Annotated in this window: 14 protein-coding genes; 1 reads left to right on the forward strand and 13 read right to left on the reverse strand. The window is 69.1% G+C overall.

The window, feature by feature from the left end; translation table 11 throughout:
• Positions 1-143: 143 nt before the first annotated feature.
• Genes PotMrB4_RS14790 through PotMrB4_RS14805 form a run of 4 tightly spaced genes read right to left on the reverse strand, consistent with a single transcriptional unit; the run spans position 144 to position 4,350 of the window.
• Positions 144-1,268, reverse strand: a complete 1,125-nt coding sequence (locus tag PotMrB4_RS14790) for an agmatine deiminase family protein (RefSeq protein WP_172433743.1) — start codon at positions 1,266-1,268, stop codon at positions 144-146.
• 25 nt (positions 1,269-1,293) lie between these two features.
• Complete coding sequence (locus PotMrB4_RS14795) at positions 1,294-2,385, reverse strand: extracellular solute-binding protein (protein WP_172433744.1); 1,092 nt, start codon at positions 2,383-2,385, stop codon at positions 1,294-1,296.
• Entirely contained in the window at positions 2,382-3,296 is a 915-nt protein-coding gene (gene aguB / locus PotMrB4_RS14800) for an N-carbamoylputrescine amidase (RefSeq protein WP_172433745.1), read from the reverse strand. Before aguB ends, PotMrB4_RS14795 begins: the two co-directional genes overlap by 4 nt.
• 4 nt (positions 3,297-3,300) lie before the next feature.
• On the reverse strand, positions 3,301-4,350 hold the full coding sequence (locus PotMrB4_RS14805; protein WP_172433746.1) for an agmatine deiminase family protein: 1,050 nt from the start codon (positions 4,348-4,350) through the stop codon (positions 3,301-3,303).
• A 134-nt stretch (positions 4,351-4,484) separates the two neighbouring features.
• On the opposite strand from PotMrB4_RS14805, the gene PotMrB4_RS14810 reads away from it, so the two are divergent.
• On the forward strand, positions 4,485-5,360 hold the full coding sequence (locus PotMrB4_RS14810; protein ID WP_172433747.1) for a LysR substrate-binding domain-containing protein: 876 nt from the start codon (positions 4,485-4,487) through the stop codon (positions 5,358-5,360).
• A gap of 50 nt (positions 5,361-5,410) precedes the next feature.
• Here PotMrB4_RS14810 and PotMrB4_RS14815 read toward each other — a convergent pair whose 3' ends face one another.
• The 9 genes from PotMrB4_RS14815 to PotMrB4_RS14855 all read right to left on the reverse strand — a co-directional run bounded on the left by PotMrB4_RS14815 (position 5,411) and on the right by PotMrB4_RS14855 (position 17,100).
• Positions 5,411-6,091 (reverse strand): DUF3313 domain-containing protein, encoded by a 681-nt coding sequence (locus PotMrB4_RS14815; RefSeq protein ID WP_074971760.1) that lies wholly within the window; start codon positions 6,089-6,091, stop codon positions 5,411-5,413.
• Positions 6,092-6,206: 115 nt separating this feature from the next.
• Positions 6,207-6,860 carry a TetR/AcrR family transcriptional regulator gene (locus PotMrB4_RS14820; RefSeq protein ID WP_172433748.1) on the reverse strand — a complete coding sequence of 218 codons (654 nt, stop codon included), beginning with the start codon at positions 6,858-6,860 and terminating at the stop codon, positions 6,207-6,209.
• Between the two features lie 25 nt (positions 6,861-6,885).
• Positions 6,886-7,668 carry a porin family protein gene (locus tag PotMrB4_RS14825; protein WP_172433749.1) on the reverse strand — a complete coding sequence of 261 codons (783 nt, stop codon included), beginning with the start codon at positions 7,666-7,668 and terminating at the stop codon, positions 6,886-6,888.
• Between the two features lie 17 nt (positions 7,669-7,685).
• Complete coding sequence (locus PotMrB4_RS14830; protein WP_197939493.1) at positions 7,686-9,473, reverse strand: sulfatase-like hydrolase/transferase; 1,788 nt, start codon at positions 9,471-9,473, stop codon at positions 7,686-7,688.
• A 380-nt stretch (positions 9,474-9,853) separates the two neighbouring features.
• Positions 9,854-11,563: an acyl-CoA dehydrogenase gene (locus PotMrB4_RS14835; protein WP_172433750.1), complete on the reverse strand. Its 1,710-nt coding sequence runs from the start codon at positions 11,561-11,563 to the stop codon at positions 9,854-9,856.
• A gap of 11 nt (positions 11,564-11,574) precedes the next feature.
• Complete coding sequence (locus PotMrB4_RS14840; protein ID WP_172433751.1) at positions 11,575-12,807, reverse strand: thiolase family protein; 1,233 nt, start codon at positions 12,805-12,807, stop codon at positions 11,575-11,577.
• Entirely contained in the window at positions 12,804-14,615 is a 1,812-nt protein-coding gene (locus tag PotMrB4_RS14845) for a feruloyl-CoA synthase (protein WP_172435092.1), read from the reverse strand. The genes PotMrB4_RS14840 and PotMrB4_RS14845 overlap by 4 nt, the downstream gene beginning before the upstream one ends.
• 136 nt (positions 14,616-14,751) lie before the next feature.
• Positions 14,752-16,194, reverse strand: a complete 1,443-nt coding sequence (locus PotMrB4_RS14850; RefSeq protein WP_172433752.1) for an aldehyde dehydrogenase — start codon at positions 16,192-16,194, stop codon at positions 14,752-14,754.
• Between the two features lie 75 nt (positions 16,195-16,269).
• Positions 16,270-17,100 (reverse strand): p-hydroxycinnamoyl CoA hydratase/lyase, encoded by an 831-nt coding sequence (locus PotMrB4_RS14855; protein WP_172433753.1) that lies wholly within the window; start codon positions 17,098-17,100, stop codon positions 16,270-16,272.
• Positions 17,101-17,136 lie beyond the last annotated feature (36 nt).

Here is a 17,136-nt window from a genome sequence, read left to right on the forward strand (position 1 = left end):
GCACATCCACCGTTCAGAAAACCACCAGCCCGGCACAGGCCCCGCCTGCCGGGCGCCGAGGTCGTCGGTCAACCGCTTATCCACAGAGTCATCCACCGTTTCTGTGGGTAGCACCCGGCCATCACGCCGGGTTGCACCTGCCCTCAGACCTGCGGCAGGTGCTTGGTCACGCAGTGGATGCCACCGCCCCCGGCGGCGATCGGGTCGATGTTCAACTGCTCCACCACGCGCCCCGGGTAGAGCCGGGTCAGCAGCGACTTGCAGTAGGCGTCCGCCGCCGCATCGCCGAACTGCGGGGCGATCACGGCGCCGTTGAGCAGCAGGAAGTTGATGTAGCCGGGGGCGAAGTCCGGGTTGCCCTGGGTGTACACATTGCTGCGCACCTTCAGCGGCGGCGGCAGCGTGTGCACCACCAGGCGACGGCCATCGGCGTCGGTGGCCGCCTTGAGGATCTCCAGGTGGCGGCGGGTCACCGCGTAGTCGTAGGACTTGGGGTCGTTGTCCAGGTTGGCGATGACCACACCCGGCTCCACGAAGCGCGCGTAGAAGTCCACGTGGGCGTCGGTGATGTCCTTGTCCTTGATGCCGGGCAGCCAGATGATCTTGCGCAGCCCGAGGTTGGCCTTCAGCTCCGCCTCGATCTGTGCCTTGCCCAGCCCCGGGTTGCGGTTGCCGTTGATCCAGCAGCTCTCGGTGAGGATCGCCGTACCGGCGCCGTCCACTTCGATGCCGCCGCCCTCGCCCACCAGCGCGCTGCGCAGGTAGTTGGCTTCCATCTCCTCGCTGAGAAGGTCGGCGACGCGGGTGTCGTTGCCAGCCGCCTGCTTGCGCCCCCAGCCGTTGAAGTTGAAGTCCACCAGCCCCAGGCCGCCGGCGCCGTCCGTCACGAAGCAGCCGCCGTAGTCGCGCACCCACACGTCATCCAGCGCCACTGGCAGGTACTCGACGTTGACCGTGCCGCAGGCACTGCGCGCCTGGGCCAGTTGGCCGGGGCGGTGCAGCACGGTGACCGGCTGGTACTTGCCAATGGTGCGGGCCAGCTTGCCCAGGGTGGCGTTCACCGCGCCGGCCCAGTCCTCCCAGATGGCGGAGGATGCGGCGTAGGCGATGATCACCCGCTCCTGGCGGTGGTGCTCGCCGGGCATGTACCAGCTGGCGGCCAGCGCCGCCGGCACCCGCGCCGCGCCGAACCCCAGGCCCAGGGTGGCCGCGGCACCGAGCCCGCTGGCCACCATCATGTGTTTCATGAAATCGCGTCGTGTCGTCATTGCACGTGCTCCGTTCAACGGGCGGTCACTGGGACCGGGCGGTCTTGAAGGTGGTCCAGGCACGCATCCGCGCGCGCATGTCCCGCTGGGGGATGTCCTTGCCGGGAATCAGCCGCTCGTAGGTGGCCGCGTCGACGTAGATGTCCGGGTTGTTGCGCATGTCCTCGGCCACCAGCGGCCGCGCCGCCGCGCTGGAGGTCGGGTAGCCGGTGGCGTTGCTGATGGCTGCCATGCGCTCGGGACGCATGAGGAAGTTGATCAGCGCGTAGGCGTACTCCGGGTGCACGGCGTCGGCGGGAATGGCCATGGTGTCCATCCACACCGTGGTGCCTTCGCGGGGCACCCGGTACTGGAAGCGCACGGCCTTGCCGGCCTCGTCGGCGCTGCGCTGGGCCTGGGTCATGTCGCCGCTGTAGCCGAGGGACAGGCAGATGTCACCGTTGACCAGCTGGGTGACCGGCTGCGACTGGAACTTGCGGATGTAGGGCTTGACGCCCTTGAGCAGCGTCACGGCCTCGGCCAGGTCCTCCGGCCGGGCGCTGCGCGGGTCATGCCCCAGGTAGTTGAGCACCACCGCCAGCACCTCGTCGGGGGAGTCGATGAGGGAGATGCCGCAATCGGCGAAGCGCGCCGCCAGCTCGGGCTTGAACAGCATGTCCAGACTGTTGACCGGCGCACCGGGCAGGCGCGCGTCGATCTGCGCCTGGTTGTAGGTGAGGCCGATGGTGCCCCAGGTGTAGGGCACGGTGGCGTGGCGCGAGTACGGGTAGCGGGTCTGCAGGGTCTTGAGGCCAGGCTCGATCTCGTCCAGGTGCTCCAGCCTGGCCGGGTCCAGCGGCTGCAGCGCACCGGCGCGCATCAGCCGCTCGGCCACGGTGTCGCCGGGGAAGATCAGGTCGTAGCCGCTGTGGCCGGACATCATCTTGGCTTCCAGCGTCTCGCTGCTGTCCATCACGTCGTAGATGACGCGGATGCCGGTCTCGCGGGTGAAGGCCTCCAGGGTGTCGGGGGCGAAGTAGTCCGCCCAGTTGTAGAGGCGCAGCAGCTTCTCCTCGGCGTGCGCGCTGCCCAGGCCGAGCCCGAGGGCCAGGACCAGCAGGGATCTGCCCATGTTCATCGGCCGGCCTCCGTGGGGTGCCAGTGGCAGTGGGTGTGACGCCCGTCCAGGCCCAGCAGCGGGCGGTACATCTCCGGCCGGCGGTCGCGGTAGACGCCCCAGGTGAGGCGCTCCTCGGCCATGGCCGGGAGGTCCAGCGCCTGCACCCACACGCCTTCGGATTCACGGTCCGCCTCGGCCAGCAGGCGGCCCTTGTGGTCGGTGATGAAGGACGAGCCGTAGAACCGCATGCGCAGGTCGGCGTCGCTGCCGGCCACTTCCTCGCCGACGCGGTTGGCGGCGATCACCGGGAGGATGTTGGCGGCCGCGTGGCCACGCTGGGTCAGCTGCCAGTGGTCGCGGGAGTCCAGCCCGGCCGCCCCCGGCTCGGAGCCGATGGCGGTGGGGAACAGCAGCACCTCGGCGCCCATCAGCGCCAGGCAGCGCGCGGTCTCGGGGAACCACTGGTCCCAGCAGATGCCGGTGCCGATGCGCCCATAGGCGGTATCCCAGACGCGGAAGCCCGTGTCGCCGGGGCTGAAGTACTCCTTCTCCTGGTAGCCGATGGCGTTGGGGATATGGGTCTTGCGGTAGACGCCCAGCAGGCGGCCGTCGGCATCGGCCACGCTGAGGGCGTTGAAGTAGGCGTTGCCGGCCCGCTCGAACCAGCTCAGCGGCAGCACCACGCCCAGCTCCCGGGCAAGGTCGGCGAAGCGCGCGAGGATCGGGCTGCGTCCGTATTCCTGGGCCAGGGCCAGGTGGCGGTGGTCCTGCTCGATGCAGAAGTACGGGGTGGCGAACAGCTCCTGCAGCAGGATCAGCCGGGCGCCCTGGGCGGCCGCTTCGCGCACCAGCGCTTCGGCCCGGTCCAGGTTGCGCGCCAGGTCCCAGCTGCAGGCGAACTGGGTGGTGGCGACGGTGAGAAGACTCATCGGCTCAACCCTCCAACGGCCAGGCCGGCTGCTGCTGGGTGATGCAGTGCACACCGCCGCCGCCATGGGCCAAGTGGTTGATGCGCACCGGCACCACTTCGCGGCCGGGGAACGCCAGGCGCAGCGTGGCAGCCGCTTCGTCGTCTGCAGCAATGCCGTAGGCCGGCATGATGATGGCGCCGTTGGCGATGTAGAAGTTGGTGTAGGAGGCGCAGAACACCTCGGCCTCGGTGTCCACCGCATCGGTGGCCTCGAAAAGCTCCAGCATCTCGAAACGACGGCCCCGGGCATCGGTGGCCAGCTCCAGCGCACGGCGGTTCTCCCGCACCACGTCGGCGTACACCGAGCCGCTGTCGCGGGTGGCGTCCACCAGCAGCGCGCCGGGCCTGGCGAAGGCACAGACGCCGTCCACGTGGCCGTCGGTCATGTCGCCGGTGACGTGGTCCGGATCGCCCGGCAGCCAGATGGTCTTGCGCACCCCCAGCAGGCGGGCGAACAGCGCCTCCATCTCGGCCTTGCTCACGCCGGGGTTGCGGTTGGCGTTGAGCAGCACCGACTCGGTGGTGATCAGCGTGCCCTGCCCGTCCACATGGATCGCACCGCCTTCGTTCACCAGCGGCGCATGGAGGCAGTCCAGGCCCAGGTCCGCCAGGATGCGCGCCCCCAGGGTGGCGTCCAGGCCGTGGGCCGACTTGCCGCCCCAGGCATTGAAGCGCCAGCTGACGCCGGCGGCGCCCAGGCGCGGGTGCAGCACGAAGCTCGGGCCGGAATCGCGGCACCAACTGTCGTCGATGGCCATCACCACCAGCTCCACATTCGGCCCGCACAACGCCCGCGCCCGCTCCACGGCGGACGGGTCCACCACCAGCTTCACCGGTTCGAAGCGGGCAATGGCGTTGGCCACCCGGGCGAAGTCGTCCTGGACGTCCGCCAGGGTCACGCCCCAGCCGTGCTCCCAGAGCGCCTGGTTGTGGGGAAACGCCATCCAGGTGGCGGCGTGGGGCGCCCATTCCGCCGGCATGAACCAGCCGTCGCGTGCATCGTCGATTTGCATACAAAGTGCCTTCAGTTAAAGATTTGTTATCACTGAAAACCGTGGCCGCGGTGATGGGCTGCATGCTAGGCCCGATGATTCGGGCCAACAAACGATGCTTTTTCCGTATTTCTGATTAGACAGGCTTATCAATCATGCTCAAGCATTGGCCTCCCCTGAACGCCCTGCGGGGTTTCGAAGCCGCCGCGCGGCTGGGCAGCTTCCACAAGGCGGCGGATGAGTTGCACCTGACCCAGTCGGCCATCAGCCAGCAGATCCGCAGCCTGGAAAGCTACCTGGAGCAGCCGCTGTTCTTCCGCAACGGGCGCAGCGTGGCCCTCACCGATGCCGGCCTGGACCTGCTCAGCACCACCCAGTCCATGCTTCAGCAACTGGCCGTGGGCATCCGCCGGCTGGACCAGTACCGCAAGCCCAACCAGCTGGTGGTGAACACCACGCCGGCCTTCGCCCGCCATTGGCTGGTGCCGAACCTGGCGGACTTCCACCGGCACCACCCCGAGGTGGACCTCTGGCTGCTGACCACCGACGAAACCCCGGACATGGCCACCCAGACCATCGACATCGCCGTGCGCGACGACCTCAGCGCACAGGCTGAATGCAGCTTCCGCGTGCTGCTGGAAGACCGCCTGCAGCCGGCCTGCCACCCGGAGCTGCTGGCCACGCCCGCAGCCGCACGCACCACCCTGCACGGCGAACGGGAAATGGATTGGAGCCACTGGCAGGTACAAGGCGGTGAGGACGTGGGGCAACAGAGCCAGGGCCTGAACTTCTCCGACCCCGGCCTGCTGCTGGACGCGGCCAGCCAGGGCCTGGGCATTGCCCTGGTGAGCCGGCTACTGTCGGCCCGGGTGCGCGAACAGAGCCTGCTGGTGGCGCTGTCGGCGCGTGAGGTCCGCGGCCCGAACTGGAGCTGGCTGGTGCACCGCGACAGCGAGGGCGATGCCCTCACCCGCAGCTTCTGCGACTGGCTGCTGGCGCGCCTGGAGGCAGCGGCCGGCGTCGCGGATTGAGGTATCGAGCAGCCTGCCGGCCCCGCTGGGAAACCGGCAGGCATACAGCCTTACGGCGCGGCCTTGGCCGTCTGGAACTGCAGGGCGTCGCGGGTGAGCTGGTCGACCACCGGGGCCAGATCGGCGGCGGTGACCTTCTGCCGGTCGTTGCTCAGGGTCTTGCCGAAGCCCTTGCGCACCACCCGCAGCACCGACTTGCCGGTGGTGTTCTCCACCAGCTCGCCTTCCAGGTACAGCTCGGTGTTCTGGTCGCGCTCGCCGGTGGCGGCCATGGCGCCGCCCAGCACCAGGGCGATCGGCAGCACCTCGTAGGGGCGCAGGCCCTGGTTCGCGGCGGCGACGCCGGTGATGGCGCCACGGAACACCAGGGTGCGCGGGCCGGCCTGCTCGGGGCGGACCAGGCGCAGGCGCTGACCCAGGACGGCGGCCATCTGCTGGTTGGCACGGGCCAGCACGGCATCCAGGGTGGCCTGGTCGATGCGGGCATCGGGCTTGGGTTGCGGGTAGAAGCCCAGCGGTTGCAGCACCAGGCTGTCGTAGCGGGACAGGTCGAAGCCGGGGTCCACCCAGCGCATCACCGGCACACCGGAGGCGGAGCGGGTCGGCTCAAGGCCTTCGTAGCTGGAGAGGAAGCCGGAATACTGGTCCTGGCTCACGGTCTTGCTGGTGCAGCCACCGAGGGCGACACCCACGGCGAGGACAACGGGGAGCAGCGTGCGGATCGGGTTCATGCGGGTGTTCCTCCAGGGGTGAAGTCATCGTTCTCGAGGCGTACGGATGCCGGCACCCTTGCCATGGCCGGGCCCCAAATCGTTGAAACCTGCGTCAAGAACAGCCGGGAACCGGCTACAGCTCCCGGAAAATCGAATCCGCTGCGGGCTCGGGCTCACCGAAGTCGATCCCACTGGCCTGTTCGGCCAGCTGCGGCTCCAGCCCCAGCGCCAGGAGAATGCTTCTGGCCAGCGCCCGGATGTAGGCCTCGTCGATCTCCCGCTGCAGCAACGTGCCAAAGGTGCAGAGCACCGGACCGAGCACCAGGTCGATCGCCAGCGACGTCTCATGCACCGTGAACAACCCCTGCTCGCGACCGCTGAGCACTTCGCGCCCGATCACCGCCATGGCACTGCCACCGGCGAACACCGCCTGGGCACCACCCTTGGCGAGAAACGCGGCGATGACCGGGTAGCGCCGCGCCAGCTTCACGCACAAGGTCACGCCACAGGCCACGCGCACGGCCGGGTTGTCGTGGCGGAGCACGATCGGGTCGACCGAGCCGATGATCTCCACGCTCACCTCTGCCGCCACCGCCAGGAACAGTTCCCGCTCCGAGCGGAAGTGGTTGTAGAAGGTGCCTCTCGACAGTTCCGCCTGGCGGATCACCAGGTCGATGATCGGCTCGTCGATGCCCCGCTCCGCCAGCAGGCGGAACGCCGTGATGACCAACTTGCGACGGGTACGCTGGCGGCGCTCGGCGCCCACCTTGGTGCGGTGATCAGGCACGTGCCACCTGATGCATCAAAGCCTCCTAGAAGTGATAGGACATCCCGAGGTAGGGGCCCTCGTTCTCCATGTCGTAGACGAAATCGCCCTTGTCGTAGTCGACCTTCATGTAGCGGAACCCCATTTCCGCCTCGAACTGGTCGCTCAGCATCCAGGACAGCCCCAGCGATGCCTGGGTGGTGAGGTCCGACCCGAGCCCGAACCCGCCGACATCGCCACTGGCCACCACCGCCACCTCGCGGGTGAGCGGAACGCGCCCGCGCAGGCCGATGAAGGGCTCGACCCAGTCGACGCTCTGGGTGTGGTCCAGCTCGGCCGTGGCACCGAAGACCGAGGCATCCAGGTCGAGGGACGCCTTGATGCGGTTGTAGCGAATGCCGACGAAGCCGTCCGAAACGACTGGCGAGTCTAGCCATCTGTAGGCCAGCGCACTAGAGAGCATCAGCTGGCTGGTGGTCATGTCGGCATCCACCCTGGCGCGCCCGCCGGGTGAGGCGACGCCCACCGAGTCGGAGGTCTTCATGTACAGGCTGTCGACGAGAATGCCCCAGCGCCCCTTCTGGAACTCCATGGCCCCCATGAAGCCGGCATCCAGGGTGTTGAGGATGTCGGAGAAGCTCATGTCCACCTGCGCCTCGGGCAGGTCGCGGATCCGGGTGCTGCCATGCATGCGGGTGGCCCAGAGATAGGGGTTGATCTTCACCGCCCAGGCATCGGGATCGGCGCGGTCGGCCGCCTGGGTGGGAACGCTGGTGATCGCGCCACCCAGCAGCAGGGTGGCGAGGGCGAAAACATGGCGTGCGTCCATCTGCAGGCTCCTGGCGGTCAGAGGTCGATGCTGGAGATGGCCCAGTCGATGCCCTTGAAATCGGGCATCTCGCGGCCGTCGTCGGCGCCGAATTCGGCCGCCATCACGGTGTTGAGCTTGGCGTTGAGCGACATCAGCAGTGCGCTGTCCGCCGAGGCGGCGAGGTTGGTCTTCTCCAGCGGGTCGGCCGCGAGGTCGAACAGCTCCAGCTCGTTCCAGCGCCGCAGGGCCTCCAGTGTGGTGGGCGTGTTGCGCTCCACCGGCGCGAAGTAGCGGGTGAACTTGTGGCGCCCGTCGAACACCGTGCGCAGGCTGCCGCGCTTCTTCATGTCGGGGCGGTAGCCGGCCTCCTGCATCGCCACGTTGGGCGGCACGCCCCGTGTGCGGCCCTCGGAGACGATGCGGATCAGCTCGCTGTCGTTGGTGGCGATGCCGCTGTAGGTGAAGAGGATCTGTTCACGCACGGTGTGCAGCCCGCTCGCCTGGACGTTGTTCAGCGCGCGGGAAATGTCGTGCCCCGGCAGGTCGCGACCGGCGACGTCGGCCACCTTGCCCGCCTCGACCCCACACAGCGAGAGCACCGAAGGCACCAGGTCGAGGTGGCTGGTCAGCGACAGGCAGCGCTGCCCGCCCCGCACATCCGGGTGGCGGACGATCATCGGGACGTGGACGGACTCCTCGTAGGCGAACGGGCCCTTGCCACGCAGGCCGTGGGCGCCGCCCATTTCGCCGTGGTCGGAGGTGAAGATGACGAGGGTGTTCTGGTCCAGGCCCAACTGGTCCAGCTCGTCGAGCAGGCGGTTGAGCTGGCTGTCCACCGACACCAGGGAGTTGTAGTAGAAGTCGTTGAAGCGCCGCCAGCGGGCGTCCTCGTTGGGGATGTGGCCCAGGGTGTAGCCCCAGGCGCGGTCGAACTCGCCATGGGCCTTGGGCCGGCCGGCCTCGGTCAGGCTCTGGTAGCGGGTGGCGGCCAGCGGCAGGGACCAGCGCTTCTCGTACGCCGGGTGCTTCGGGGCGCGGGCCGCCGGCATCAACAGCTTGCCGTTGTCCTGCACCTGCTCGGCGCCGTGGTCGGTGTTGAAGTACATGATGTCGTGGGGGTTCACCAGGCTGACGAACAGCGACCAGGGCTTGCCCTCGTCGGCCAGCGCCTTGCCGGTGCCACGCAGCCAGGAGATGGCGCTGCCGGCGATCATGTGGTCGTTCTGGTAGCCGCCCAGGGTGTGGGTCAGCACGTCGCCGGGCCAGGCGTAGTCGGAGAAGCCGTAGGCATCCATCTCGGGGGTGAACAGGCGCTCCGGGGTCTCCGGGTCGAAGGCGGAATTGAGGTGCCACTTGCCTTTGTAGGCCGTGTAGTAACCGTGCTTGCGCAGCATGTGGCCAATGGTCGGGATGTCGGTGGATAGCGACTTCACGTAGGGCATGTCGACGTTCTCGAACATGCCGTTGTCGGCGGTCTGCAGGCCGGTCATCAGCACCGCGCGCGAGCTGGTGCACATCACCGCCGAGCTGTAGTGGTTGTGGAAGGTGGTGCCGCTGTCCATCAGGCGCTGATGGCCGCTGAGGGCCAGGTCTTCATGCAGCGTGCGGGAGAAGCGCTCCTGGTCGGTGAAGATGAACAGCACGTTCGGGCTACCGGCACGCTTGCCCACCGCTGCCGCCTTCGCGCCAGGCGCTGGGGTGCTGGCGGCCTGTGCCGCGTTGGGCAGCACCGAGGCTGCCAGGGTCACCCCCGCCATGCCCAGGAACAGCCGCCGGGAAACTCCCCCCTCCTCCTGTGCCTCGTCTTGCTTGTCGATCGCCACGATTCTTCTCCTAGCCAACCGGTTAATGTCCGACGTCGATTTACGCGCCGAACTGTACGAATTGTCATTTTGGAGTTCTAGTTCACTTCAAGAATCGAGCAATCCCTCGCGGCCCTCGTCATACGGTTGTTTGACGCTTTTCCAAGGCATCGGAAAGCAGGTGCCAAGTCCGCGTTCTGATTGAAAAAAAGTGTAGGAAGCCCTCTGCCAACGGGTAGCACCTTGATGGCGAAAGCCCCGACAATCGGTAGAAAATAGAAGATGGACGGTAGGAACTTTCTCAACGCACAGCAGGCGAGCCATTGCTCGCCGGGGCATGCACACGTTGCCGCTGATCGTCACCTGAAGCGAAGCCCCAGCCCGAAGGCCAGGGCGCGCGATCAAGCGAGGGCCAGGCGCAACCGGTACTGCGCCTCGGGGAACAGGCGACGGAAGAAGAAGCGCGCGGTGGCTTCCCGCGCCGTCCCGAGGTGGCGCTCGCGGCTGACCCGTGCGGCACGCAGCCAGGCATGGCCCAGCAGCAGCAAGGCGGTCACCTGCAGCAGGTCGGTGGCGGCCTCGTAGGGGCGTTGCGGCTCGCTCGCCTGGGCCTCACGCAACGTGGCCAGCGCGGCCTGCCAATCGGCCATCAGTTGCACCACCGCCATCCCTTCATCGTGCAGGGCGGTGCCTTCGGCCCGCTGGCACTCTGCGCGGATGCAGGCCACCAGCGCGGCCAGGCCTGGCGCATCGTCCGGCAGCAGCTTGCGCAGCAGCAGGTCGTTGGCCTGGATCTCGTTGGTGCCCTCGTAGATCAGCGCGATGCGGCTGTCCCGCAGGGTCTGCTCGATGGGGTATTCGGTGCAGTAGCCATAGCCGCCGAACACTTGCAGCGCCTGGCTGGCGAGCTGGAAGCCCTGCTCGGTGAACCAGGCCTTGACCACCGGCGTCAGCAGGGATGCCAGGGCGTGGGCCTCCGCCCGGCGGGAGGCCTCCGGCGCCTGCTCGGCGATGTCCAGCAGGTGTGCCGCCCAGTAGCCCAGCATGCGCATGCCCTGGCTGTGCGCCTCCAGGGTCCGGAGGATGCGCTGCATGGCCGGGTGTGCGGCAATGGGATCGGCCTCGCCGCTGGCTCCGGGCGGGCGTGGCACCGCGCGCATCTGCCGGCGCTCGGCGGCATAGGCGCCGGCCTGCTGGCGGGCGAACTCGGCATGCCCGAGCCCCTGCAACCCCACGTGCAGCCGCGCGCCATTCATCATCACGAACATCGCCGTCAGCCCCTGGTTCGGCTCGCCCAGCAACCACCCCCGGGCACCGTCGAAACGCAGGCTGCAGGTGGCACTGCCGCGGATACCGAGCTTGTGTTCGAGGCCATCGCAGCAAACGCCATTGGCCTGCCCGTCCAGCTCCCGGGGCACCAGGAACAGCGAGATGCCGCGGGTGCCGGCGGGCGCGTCGGGCAGGCGCGCCAGCACCAGGTGGAGGATGGCGTCGCCCAGGTCGTGATCGCCCCCGGAAATGAACAGCTTGCTGCCATGCAGGCGATAGCTGCCCGCCTCCGCCGGTTCGGCACGGCAACGCAGCAGCCCCACGTCGCTGCCGGCCTGGGGCTCGGTGAGACACATGGTGGGCACGCAACGGCCGCTCACCAGGGCCGGCAGCCAGGCAGCCTGGAGTTCCGCGCTGGCGAAGCGCCGCAGCACTTCGTAGGCGCCGTGGGCGATGCCCGGGTACATCGCCCAGGCATGGTTGGTGGCGTAGAGCATCTCCAGCAGGCCGACGTTGAGCAGCTGCGGCAAGCCCTGCCCGCCCCATTCCGGGTCGCAGGCGAGCGATGGCCAGCCGCCCTCGACGAAGGCGCGGTAGGCGTCGGCGAAGCCGTCCGGGGTGAGCACCCGGCCGTTCTCCAGCCGGCATCCCTGACGATCACCGGGGGTGTTCAGCGGTGCCAGGCGGTCCTCGGCGAAGCGCGCGGCCTGCTCCAGCACCTGGGCGGCCAGGGCATGGTCCAGCTCGGCGAAGGCCGGCAGCCGTGCCCAGTCCTGTTCGGCGTCCAGCCAGTGTTCGATGACGAATTGCATGTCATCCAGCGGGGCACGGTAGTGCGTCATGGGCGAATCCTTCAGCGAGGGGCGGGGTTTTCCAGCAGCAGGGCCATGCCCTGTCCGCCGCCGATGCAGGCGGCGGCAATGCCGTAGCGGGTGCCGCGCACGGCCAGTTGGCGGGCGACGCTGTGGGCCAGGCGCAGGCCGGTGGCGGCCAGGGGATGCCCCAGGGCGATGGCGCCGCCGTGGCGGTTGAGGCGCTCCGGGTCCAGCTCCAGCTCGCGCTGCACAGCCAGCACCTGGGCGCCCTGGGCTTCGTTGATCTCCAGGCTGTCGATGGCGTCCAGCGGCAGGCCGGCCCCCTCCAGCAGCAGGCGGATGGCTGGCGCCGGGCCGATGCCCATGATCTCCGGCGGCACCCCGACCACGGCGCTGGCCCGCAGCAACGCCAATGGCGCCTTGGCACCCCGGGCGTCGCCCACCAGCATGGCGGCGGCACCGTCCACCAGGGCACAGCTGTTGCCGGCGGTCTGTACCGATCCGGGGCTCACCGGCGCGAGGGCCGCAAGGGCGTCCAGGCTGGTCTCGCGGGGGTGGCTGTCGTGACTGAGCCGGGTGACCTTGCGCGGCAGGTCCAGGGCGCGGGGTTGATAGCCCGGTAGCTCGAAACGGGCACGCTCGACGGGGGCGATCTCGGCGTCGAACCAGCCGCTTGCCTGGGCCGCCAGGGCCTTGCGGAAGCTGCCGAGGGCGAAGGCGTCCACCTCTTCGCGGCGCAGGCCGTAGCGCTGGGCGAGGTTCTGCGCGGTGTCGATCATGGTCTGGCCGATGGCCGGGTCCAGCAGCGCTTCCCAGAGGAAATCCCTGAAGCCCACCGGTGCGCCGAGGCGGAAGCCGCCCCGGTGCTCGTAGCTGGCAATGGGGTTGCGCGACATGGACTCGGTGGCCACGCACAGCGCCAGGCGTGCGCTGTCGCGCTCCAGCTGGTTGCCGGCCTGGCGCAGCAGTTCCAGGCCGGTCCCGCAGATCCGCTGCACCGCCAGGGCCGGCACCTCCACCGGCACGCCGGCATAGAGCCCGATGTGCCGGGGCAGCATGTAGGCGTCGAAGCTGGCCTGGGCCATGCTGCCGGCCAGCACGCTGTCCACCTGCCCGCCCGCCACGCCGGCCCGCGCCAACACGGCACGGGCGACGTGGATGCCGAGGTCGATGGGCGAAACCTGGGCCAGCGGGCCGCAGTAGTCGACCCAGGGCGTGCGGGCGCCGGCCAGCAGCGCCACTTCGCGGAACAGCTCGAACTGGCCTTTCATGCGCTCGCCTCCGCCAGCACGCAGTGACGCGTGGGATCGTCGTAGAGCCGGTCGATCAGCTCGGCGCGGCGGCCGAGCACGGCCCGCTGATTGAGCGAGCCTTTGTCGGTGATCTCCCCGGCATCCAGGCTCGGCGGCTCCACCATCGGGCAGGCCCAGGCGATGTGCGACGCCAGGCCGGTGGCCTCGCGGTTGAGGGTGGCCAGCAAGCCGGCCAGCCAGGTTTTCAGCGCGGGCGCGGCCAGCACCGCCTCGACGCTGGCCTCGGGCCCGAGCCCGGCCAGTTCGCGGCAGGCCGGCAGGTTGGGGAACACCAGCAGGCCGATGCGCTGGCGGTCCGGCCCGGTGACCACCACGTCCTGCACGTAGGGCGCGCCCTGGAGGATGACGCGGGTGCGTAGCGGCCCGACGCTGACGAAAACGCCGGTACTGAGCTTGAAGTCCTCGGCGATGCGGCCATCGAACATCAGCCCCCACTCCGGTCGCTCGGCGTCGGCGAAGCGCAGGGCATCGCCGGAGCGGTAGAAGCCTTCCTCGTCGAAGGCCTCTTGGTTCAGTTCGTCCTGGCGCCAGTAGCCGGGCATCACGTGGGGGCCACGGAAGCGTGCCTCCAGCTTGCCGTCCACCGGCGCCAGCTTCACTTCGCAGCCCGGCGCCGGCAGGCCGACGTAGCCGGCCAGGGACAGCGGCCCGGTGGTGAAGGTGCAGGACGGGGCGGTCTCGGTCATGCCCAGGCCGGCCATCATGCGGATGCGCTCGCCGCAGTGCTGCTCGGCGATGCGGTCCAGGCGGTTCCACACCGGCTGGCTGAGGCCGGCGCCAGCGAAGAAGAACAGCGTGATGCGGGCGAAGAAGCGTTCGCGCAGCTCGGCGTCCCGCTCCAGGGCCTCCACCAGCTCTTCCCAGCCCTTGGGCACGGTGAGGTAGGCGGTGGGGGAGATTTCCCGCAGGTTGCGCAGGGTCTCGCCGAACAGCTGGGGCGTCGGGCGGCCGTCGTCCAGGTACAGGCTGCCGCCGTTGTAGAGGACGATGCCGACGTTGTGGCTGCCGCCGAAGGTGTGGTTCCACGGCAGCCAGTCCACCAGCACCGGCGGTGCCTCGCCGAACACCGGGAAGGTCTGCAGCAGCATCTGCTGGTTGGCGCAGAGCATGCGCTGGGTGGTGACCACGGCCTTGGGCAGCTTGGTGGAGCCGCTGGTGAAGAGGAACTTGGCGATGGTGTCGGGCCCGGTGCGGGCGAAGGCGGCGTCGGCAGCCGCCGGGTCGCGGGGGGCCAGCAACGCATCGAAGCGCTGCTGCGGGCGCCCCGCCACGTCGCCCTGCACCAGCAGCAGGGGCACCTCGGTCGGTACTACCGCCTCGATGGCGCGGGCGAAGGCGCCGCCGTCCGCCGCCATCACCAGGCCGGGCTGCAGCAGGTCGACGATGTGCTGCAGCTTGGCGAAATCACGGGCTACCAGCGAGTAGGCCGGCGACACAGGGCAGTACGGCACGCCGATGTAGTAGGCCGCCAGGGCCAGCTGCAGGTGCTCCAGGTCGTTGCCGGAGAGGATCACCAGCGGCCGCGCCGGGTTCAGCCCGTAGTCCAGCAGGTGGGCAGCGATGCGGCGGATGCGCCCGAGCATGTCGCGGTAGCTGATGGCCTGCCAGGCGCCCTGGGCATCGCGGCGGGCCACGAAGGTCTGCTCGCCACGCGCTTCGGCCCAGTGCAGCAGGCGGTCCAGCAGGCGCCCGGGGAGCGGCTGCAGCGCTTCGCGGGGGTTGAGGTAGAGGTTGCCGGCGCGCGCCTCGATGCGCACGTCGGGCATGCCCAGGGACACCGGCCGGTAGCGGGCGGCGGGCTGGACGGAGGATTCATTGTTCACTGTTATCACCTCCGACCGCGCCCGGACGGCGGGCGCGGTGCGATACCGGGCAGGGCCCGGCGTATTCAGTTCATGCCGCTCAGATGGGGTAGTGGCGCGGGCCGTTCTGCACCGTCACCCAGCGCAACTGGGTGAACTGCTCGATGCTCGCGCTGGAACCGAAGCTGCCGTAGCCGCTGGACTTCACCCCGCCGAAGGGCATGGGTGCCTCGTCATGCACGGTCGGGCCGTTGATGTGGCAGATGCCCGACTCCACGCGCTGGGCCAGCGCCAGGGCACGGGACACATCGCGGCTGAAGATCGCCGCCGACAGGCCGAACTCCGAGTCATTGGCCAGGCGCAGCAGCTCCTCATCACCCTGCCCGCGCAGGATCACCGCCACCGGGCCGAAGGATTCCTCGCGGTACAGGCGCATGGCCGGGGTGACCCGGTCCAGCAGCACCGGCTGCATCACGCTGCCGCTGCATTCGCCACCGGCCAGCAGGACCGCACCCTTGTCGAGGGCGTCCTGCACCAGGGCCATGATGCGTGCGCCCGCCTGGGCGTCGATCAGCGAGCCGAGCACCGCCTCGCCGGGCAAGCCGGCCTTGAGGGTGCCGACCTTGCTCGCCAGGCGCGCGGCGAAGTCGTCGGCAATGCGCGCGTCCACCACCAGCCGCTCGGTGGACATGCAGATCTGCCCCTGGTTGAAGAAGGCGCCGAAGGCCGAGGCGGCCACGGCCTGGTCCAGGTCCGCGTCGTCCAGCACCAGCAGCGGTGCCTTGCCGCCCAGCTCCAGCACCGCCGGCTTCAGGTGGCGCGCGGCGAGCTGGCCGATGATGCGGCCGACATGGGTGGAGCCGGTGAAGTTGACGCGGCGCACCGCCGGGTTGGCCACCAGCCGCTCGACGATGGCGGCAGCGTCTGCCGGGGCATTGCTGATGACGTTGACCACGCCATCGCCCAGGCCCGCCTGCTGCAGCACCTCGCCGATCAGCGCGTGCACCGCCGGGCTGTTCTCCGAGGCCTTGAGCACCACGGTGTTGCCACAGGCCAGTGGCATGGCCAGGGCACGGGTGGCGAGGATGATCGGCGCATTCCAGGGCGCGATGCCCAGCACCACGCCGCAGGGTTGGCGCAGGGCCATGGCGAAGCTGCCCGGTACGTCGGAGGGGATCACTTCGCCCTTGATCTGGGTGGTCATGCCGGCGGCATCGCGCAGCATGTTGGCGGCCAGCTTCACGTTGAAGCCGTACCAGTCGGCGGTGGCGCCGGTTTCCACGGCCATCGCCATGAAGCGCTCGCGGTTGACCTCCAGCAGGCGGGCCGCCTCCAGCAGGCGCGCCCGGCGCTCGGCGGGACCGAGGGCGGCCCAGGCCGGGAAAGCGGCCTGGGCGGCGGCCACGGCGGCATCGGCGTCTTCCAGGGTGGCGGCGGCCACGCGGCTGACGACTTCACCGGTGAAGGGGCTGTGGCGCTCGAACACCGCGCCGGTGGCGGCAGGACGGGTACGGCCGGCGATCAGCAAAGGCACGTCGAACATGATCTGCTCCTGTTGTGATTGTTCTGCGGGGACGGTGCCTGGCGAACCAGGCGAACGCCCCCGGAGCGCGCGCTGTCAGCGCTTGTAGGCTTGCAGGCCGGGCTTGATGCTCTTGTCGTCGAGGAACTGCTTCATGCCCTGCTCGCGGCCGCCTTCCTTGTCCAGCAGGCGGGACTGGTCGAGCTTGGCGTACAGGTAATCCTCGTTCTGCTCCCAGGTCAGCTCGCGGCAACGCTTGAAGCCATTCTTCGCGGCACGCATCACCACCGGGTTCTTGTCCAGCAGGTTGCGCGCCAGCTCGATGGTGGCCTCGCGCAGCTGGGCCAGCGGCACGCTCTCGTTCACCAGGCCCATCTCGGCGGCCTTGCGGCCATCGAAGGTCTTGCCGGTCATGATGTAGTACAGCGACTGGCGGTGGCCCACGGTGTCGGCCATGGCCTTGCTCACCAGGTTGCCCGGGGGGATGCCCCAGTTGATTTCCGACAGGCCGAAGGTCGCCTCGTCGGCGCAGATGGCCAGGTCGCAGGCCACCAGCGGACTGAAGCCACCGCCGAAGCACCAGCCGTTGACCATGGCGATGGTGGGCTTGGCGTACATGCGCAGCAGCTTCCACTGCCATTGCGAGGCTTCGCGGCGGATCTTCTCCTGGAGGATCTCGGGGCCGGCGTCCACTTCGCGGAAGTACTCCTTCAGGTCCATGCCAGCCGTCCAGGACTCGCCCGCGCCGGTCAGCACCAGCACGCCCACGTCCGGGTCCTGCTCCAGGGTTTCGAGCACGTCGACCATCTCGCGGTTCAGCGTCGGGCTCATTGCGTTGCGCTTCTCGGGGCGGTTGAGGGTCACCCAGCCGATGCCCTCCTCCACGTCGACTTTCACGGTCTGCCAGCGGTTCTCGTAGTTGCTCATGTCGCGTACCTGCTCTTGTTTTGGAATGGCCTCAAG

The sequence above is a fragment of the Metapseudomonas otitidis genome (genome assembly GCF_011397855.1).
Lineage (GTDB): Bacteria > Pseudomonadota > Gammaproteobacteria > Pseudomonadales > Pseudomonadaceae > Metapseudomonas > Metapseudomonas otitidis.

Excerpts from the sequence above, each read along its gene's own strand:
- PotMrB4_RS14790 (WP_172433743.1), bottom strand. The coding sequence starts at position 1,268 with ATGACGACACGACGCGATTTCATGAAACACATGATGGTGGCCAGCGGG.
- PotMrB4_RS14795 (WP_172433744.1), bottom strand. The coding sequence starts at position 2,385 with ATGAACATGGGCAGATCCCTGCTGGTCCTGGCCCTCGGGCTCGGCCTG.
- aguB (WP_172433745.1), bottom strand. The coding sequence starts at position 3,296 with ATGAGTCTTCTCACCGTCGCCACCACCCAGTTCGCCTGCAGCTGGGAC.
- PotMrB4_RS14805 (WP_172433746.1), bottom strand. The coding sequence starts at position 4,350 with ATGCAAATCGACGATGCACGCGACGGCTGGTTCATGCCGGCGGAATGG.
- PotMrB4_RS14810 (WP_172433747.1), top strand. The coding sequence starts at position 4,485 with ATGCTCAAGCATTGGCCTCCCCTGAACGCCCTGCGGGGTTTCGAAGCC.
- PotMrB4_RS14815 (WP_074971760.1), bottom strand. The coding sequence starts at position 6,091 with ATGAACCCGATCCGCACGCTGCTCCCCGTTGTCCTCGCCGTGGGTGTC.
- PotMrB4_RS14825 (WP_172433749.1), bottom strand. The coding sequence starts at position 7,668 with ATGGACGCACGCCATGTTTTCGCCCTCGCCACCCTGCTGCTGGGTGGC.
- PotMrB4_RS14835 (WP_172433750.1), bottom strand. The coding sequence starts at position 11,563 with ATGACGCACTACCGTGCCCCGCTGGATGACATGCAATTCGTCATCGAA.
- PotMrB4_RS14840 (WP_172433751.1), bottom strand. The coding sequence starts at position 12,807 with ATGAAAGGCCAGTTCGAGCTGTTCCGCGAAGTGGCGCTGCTGGCCGGC.
- PotMrB4_RS14845 (WP_172435092.1), bottom strand. The coding sequence starts at position 14,615 with ATGCCCGACGTGCGCATCGAGGCGCGCGCCGGCAACCTCTACCTCAAC.
- PotMrB4_RS14850 (WP_172433752.1), bottom strand. The coding sequence starts at position 16,194 with ATGTTCGACGTGCCTTTGCTGATCGCCGGCCGTACCCGTCCTGCCGCC.
- PotMrB4_RS14855 (WP_172433753.1), bottom strand. The coding sequence starts at position 17,100 with ATGAGCAACTACGAGAACCGCTGGCAGACCGTGAAAGTCGACGTGGAG.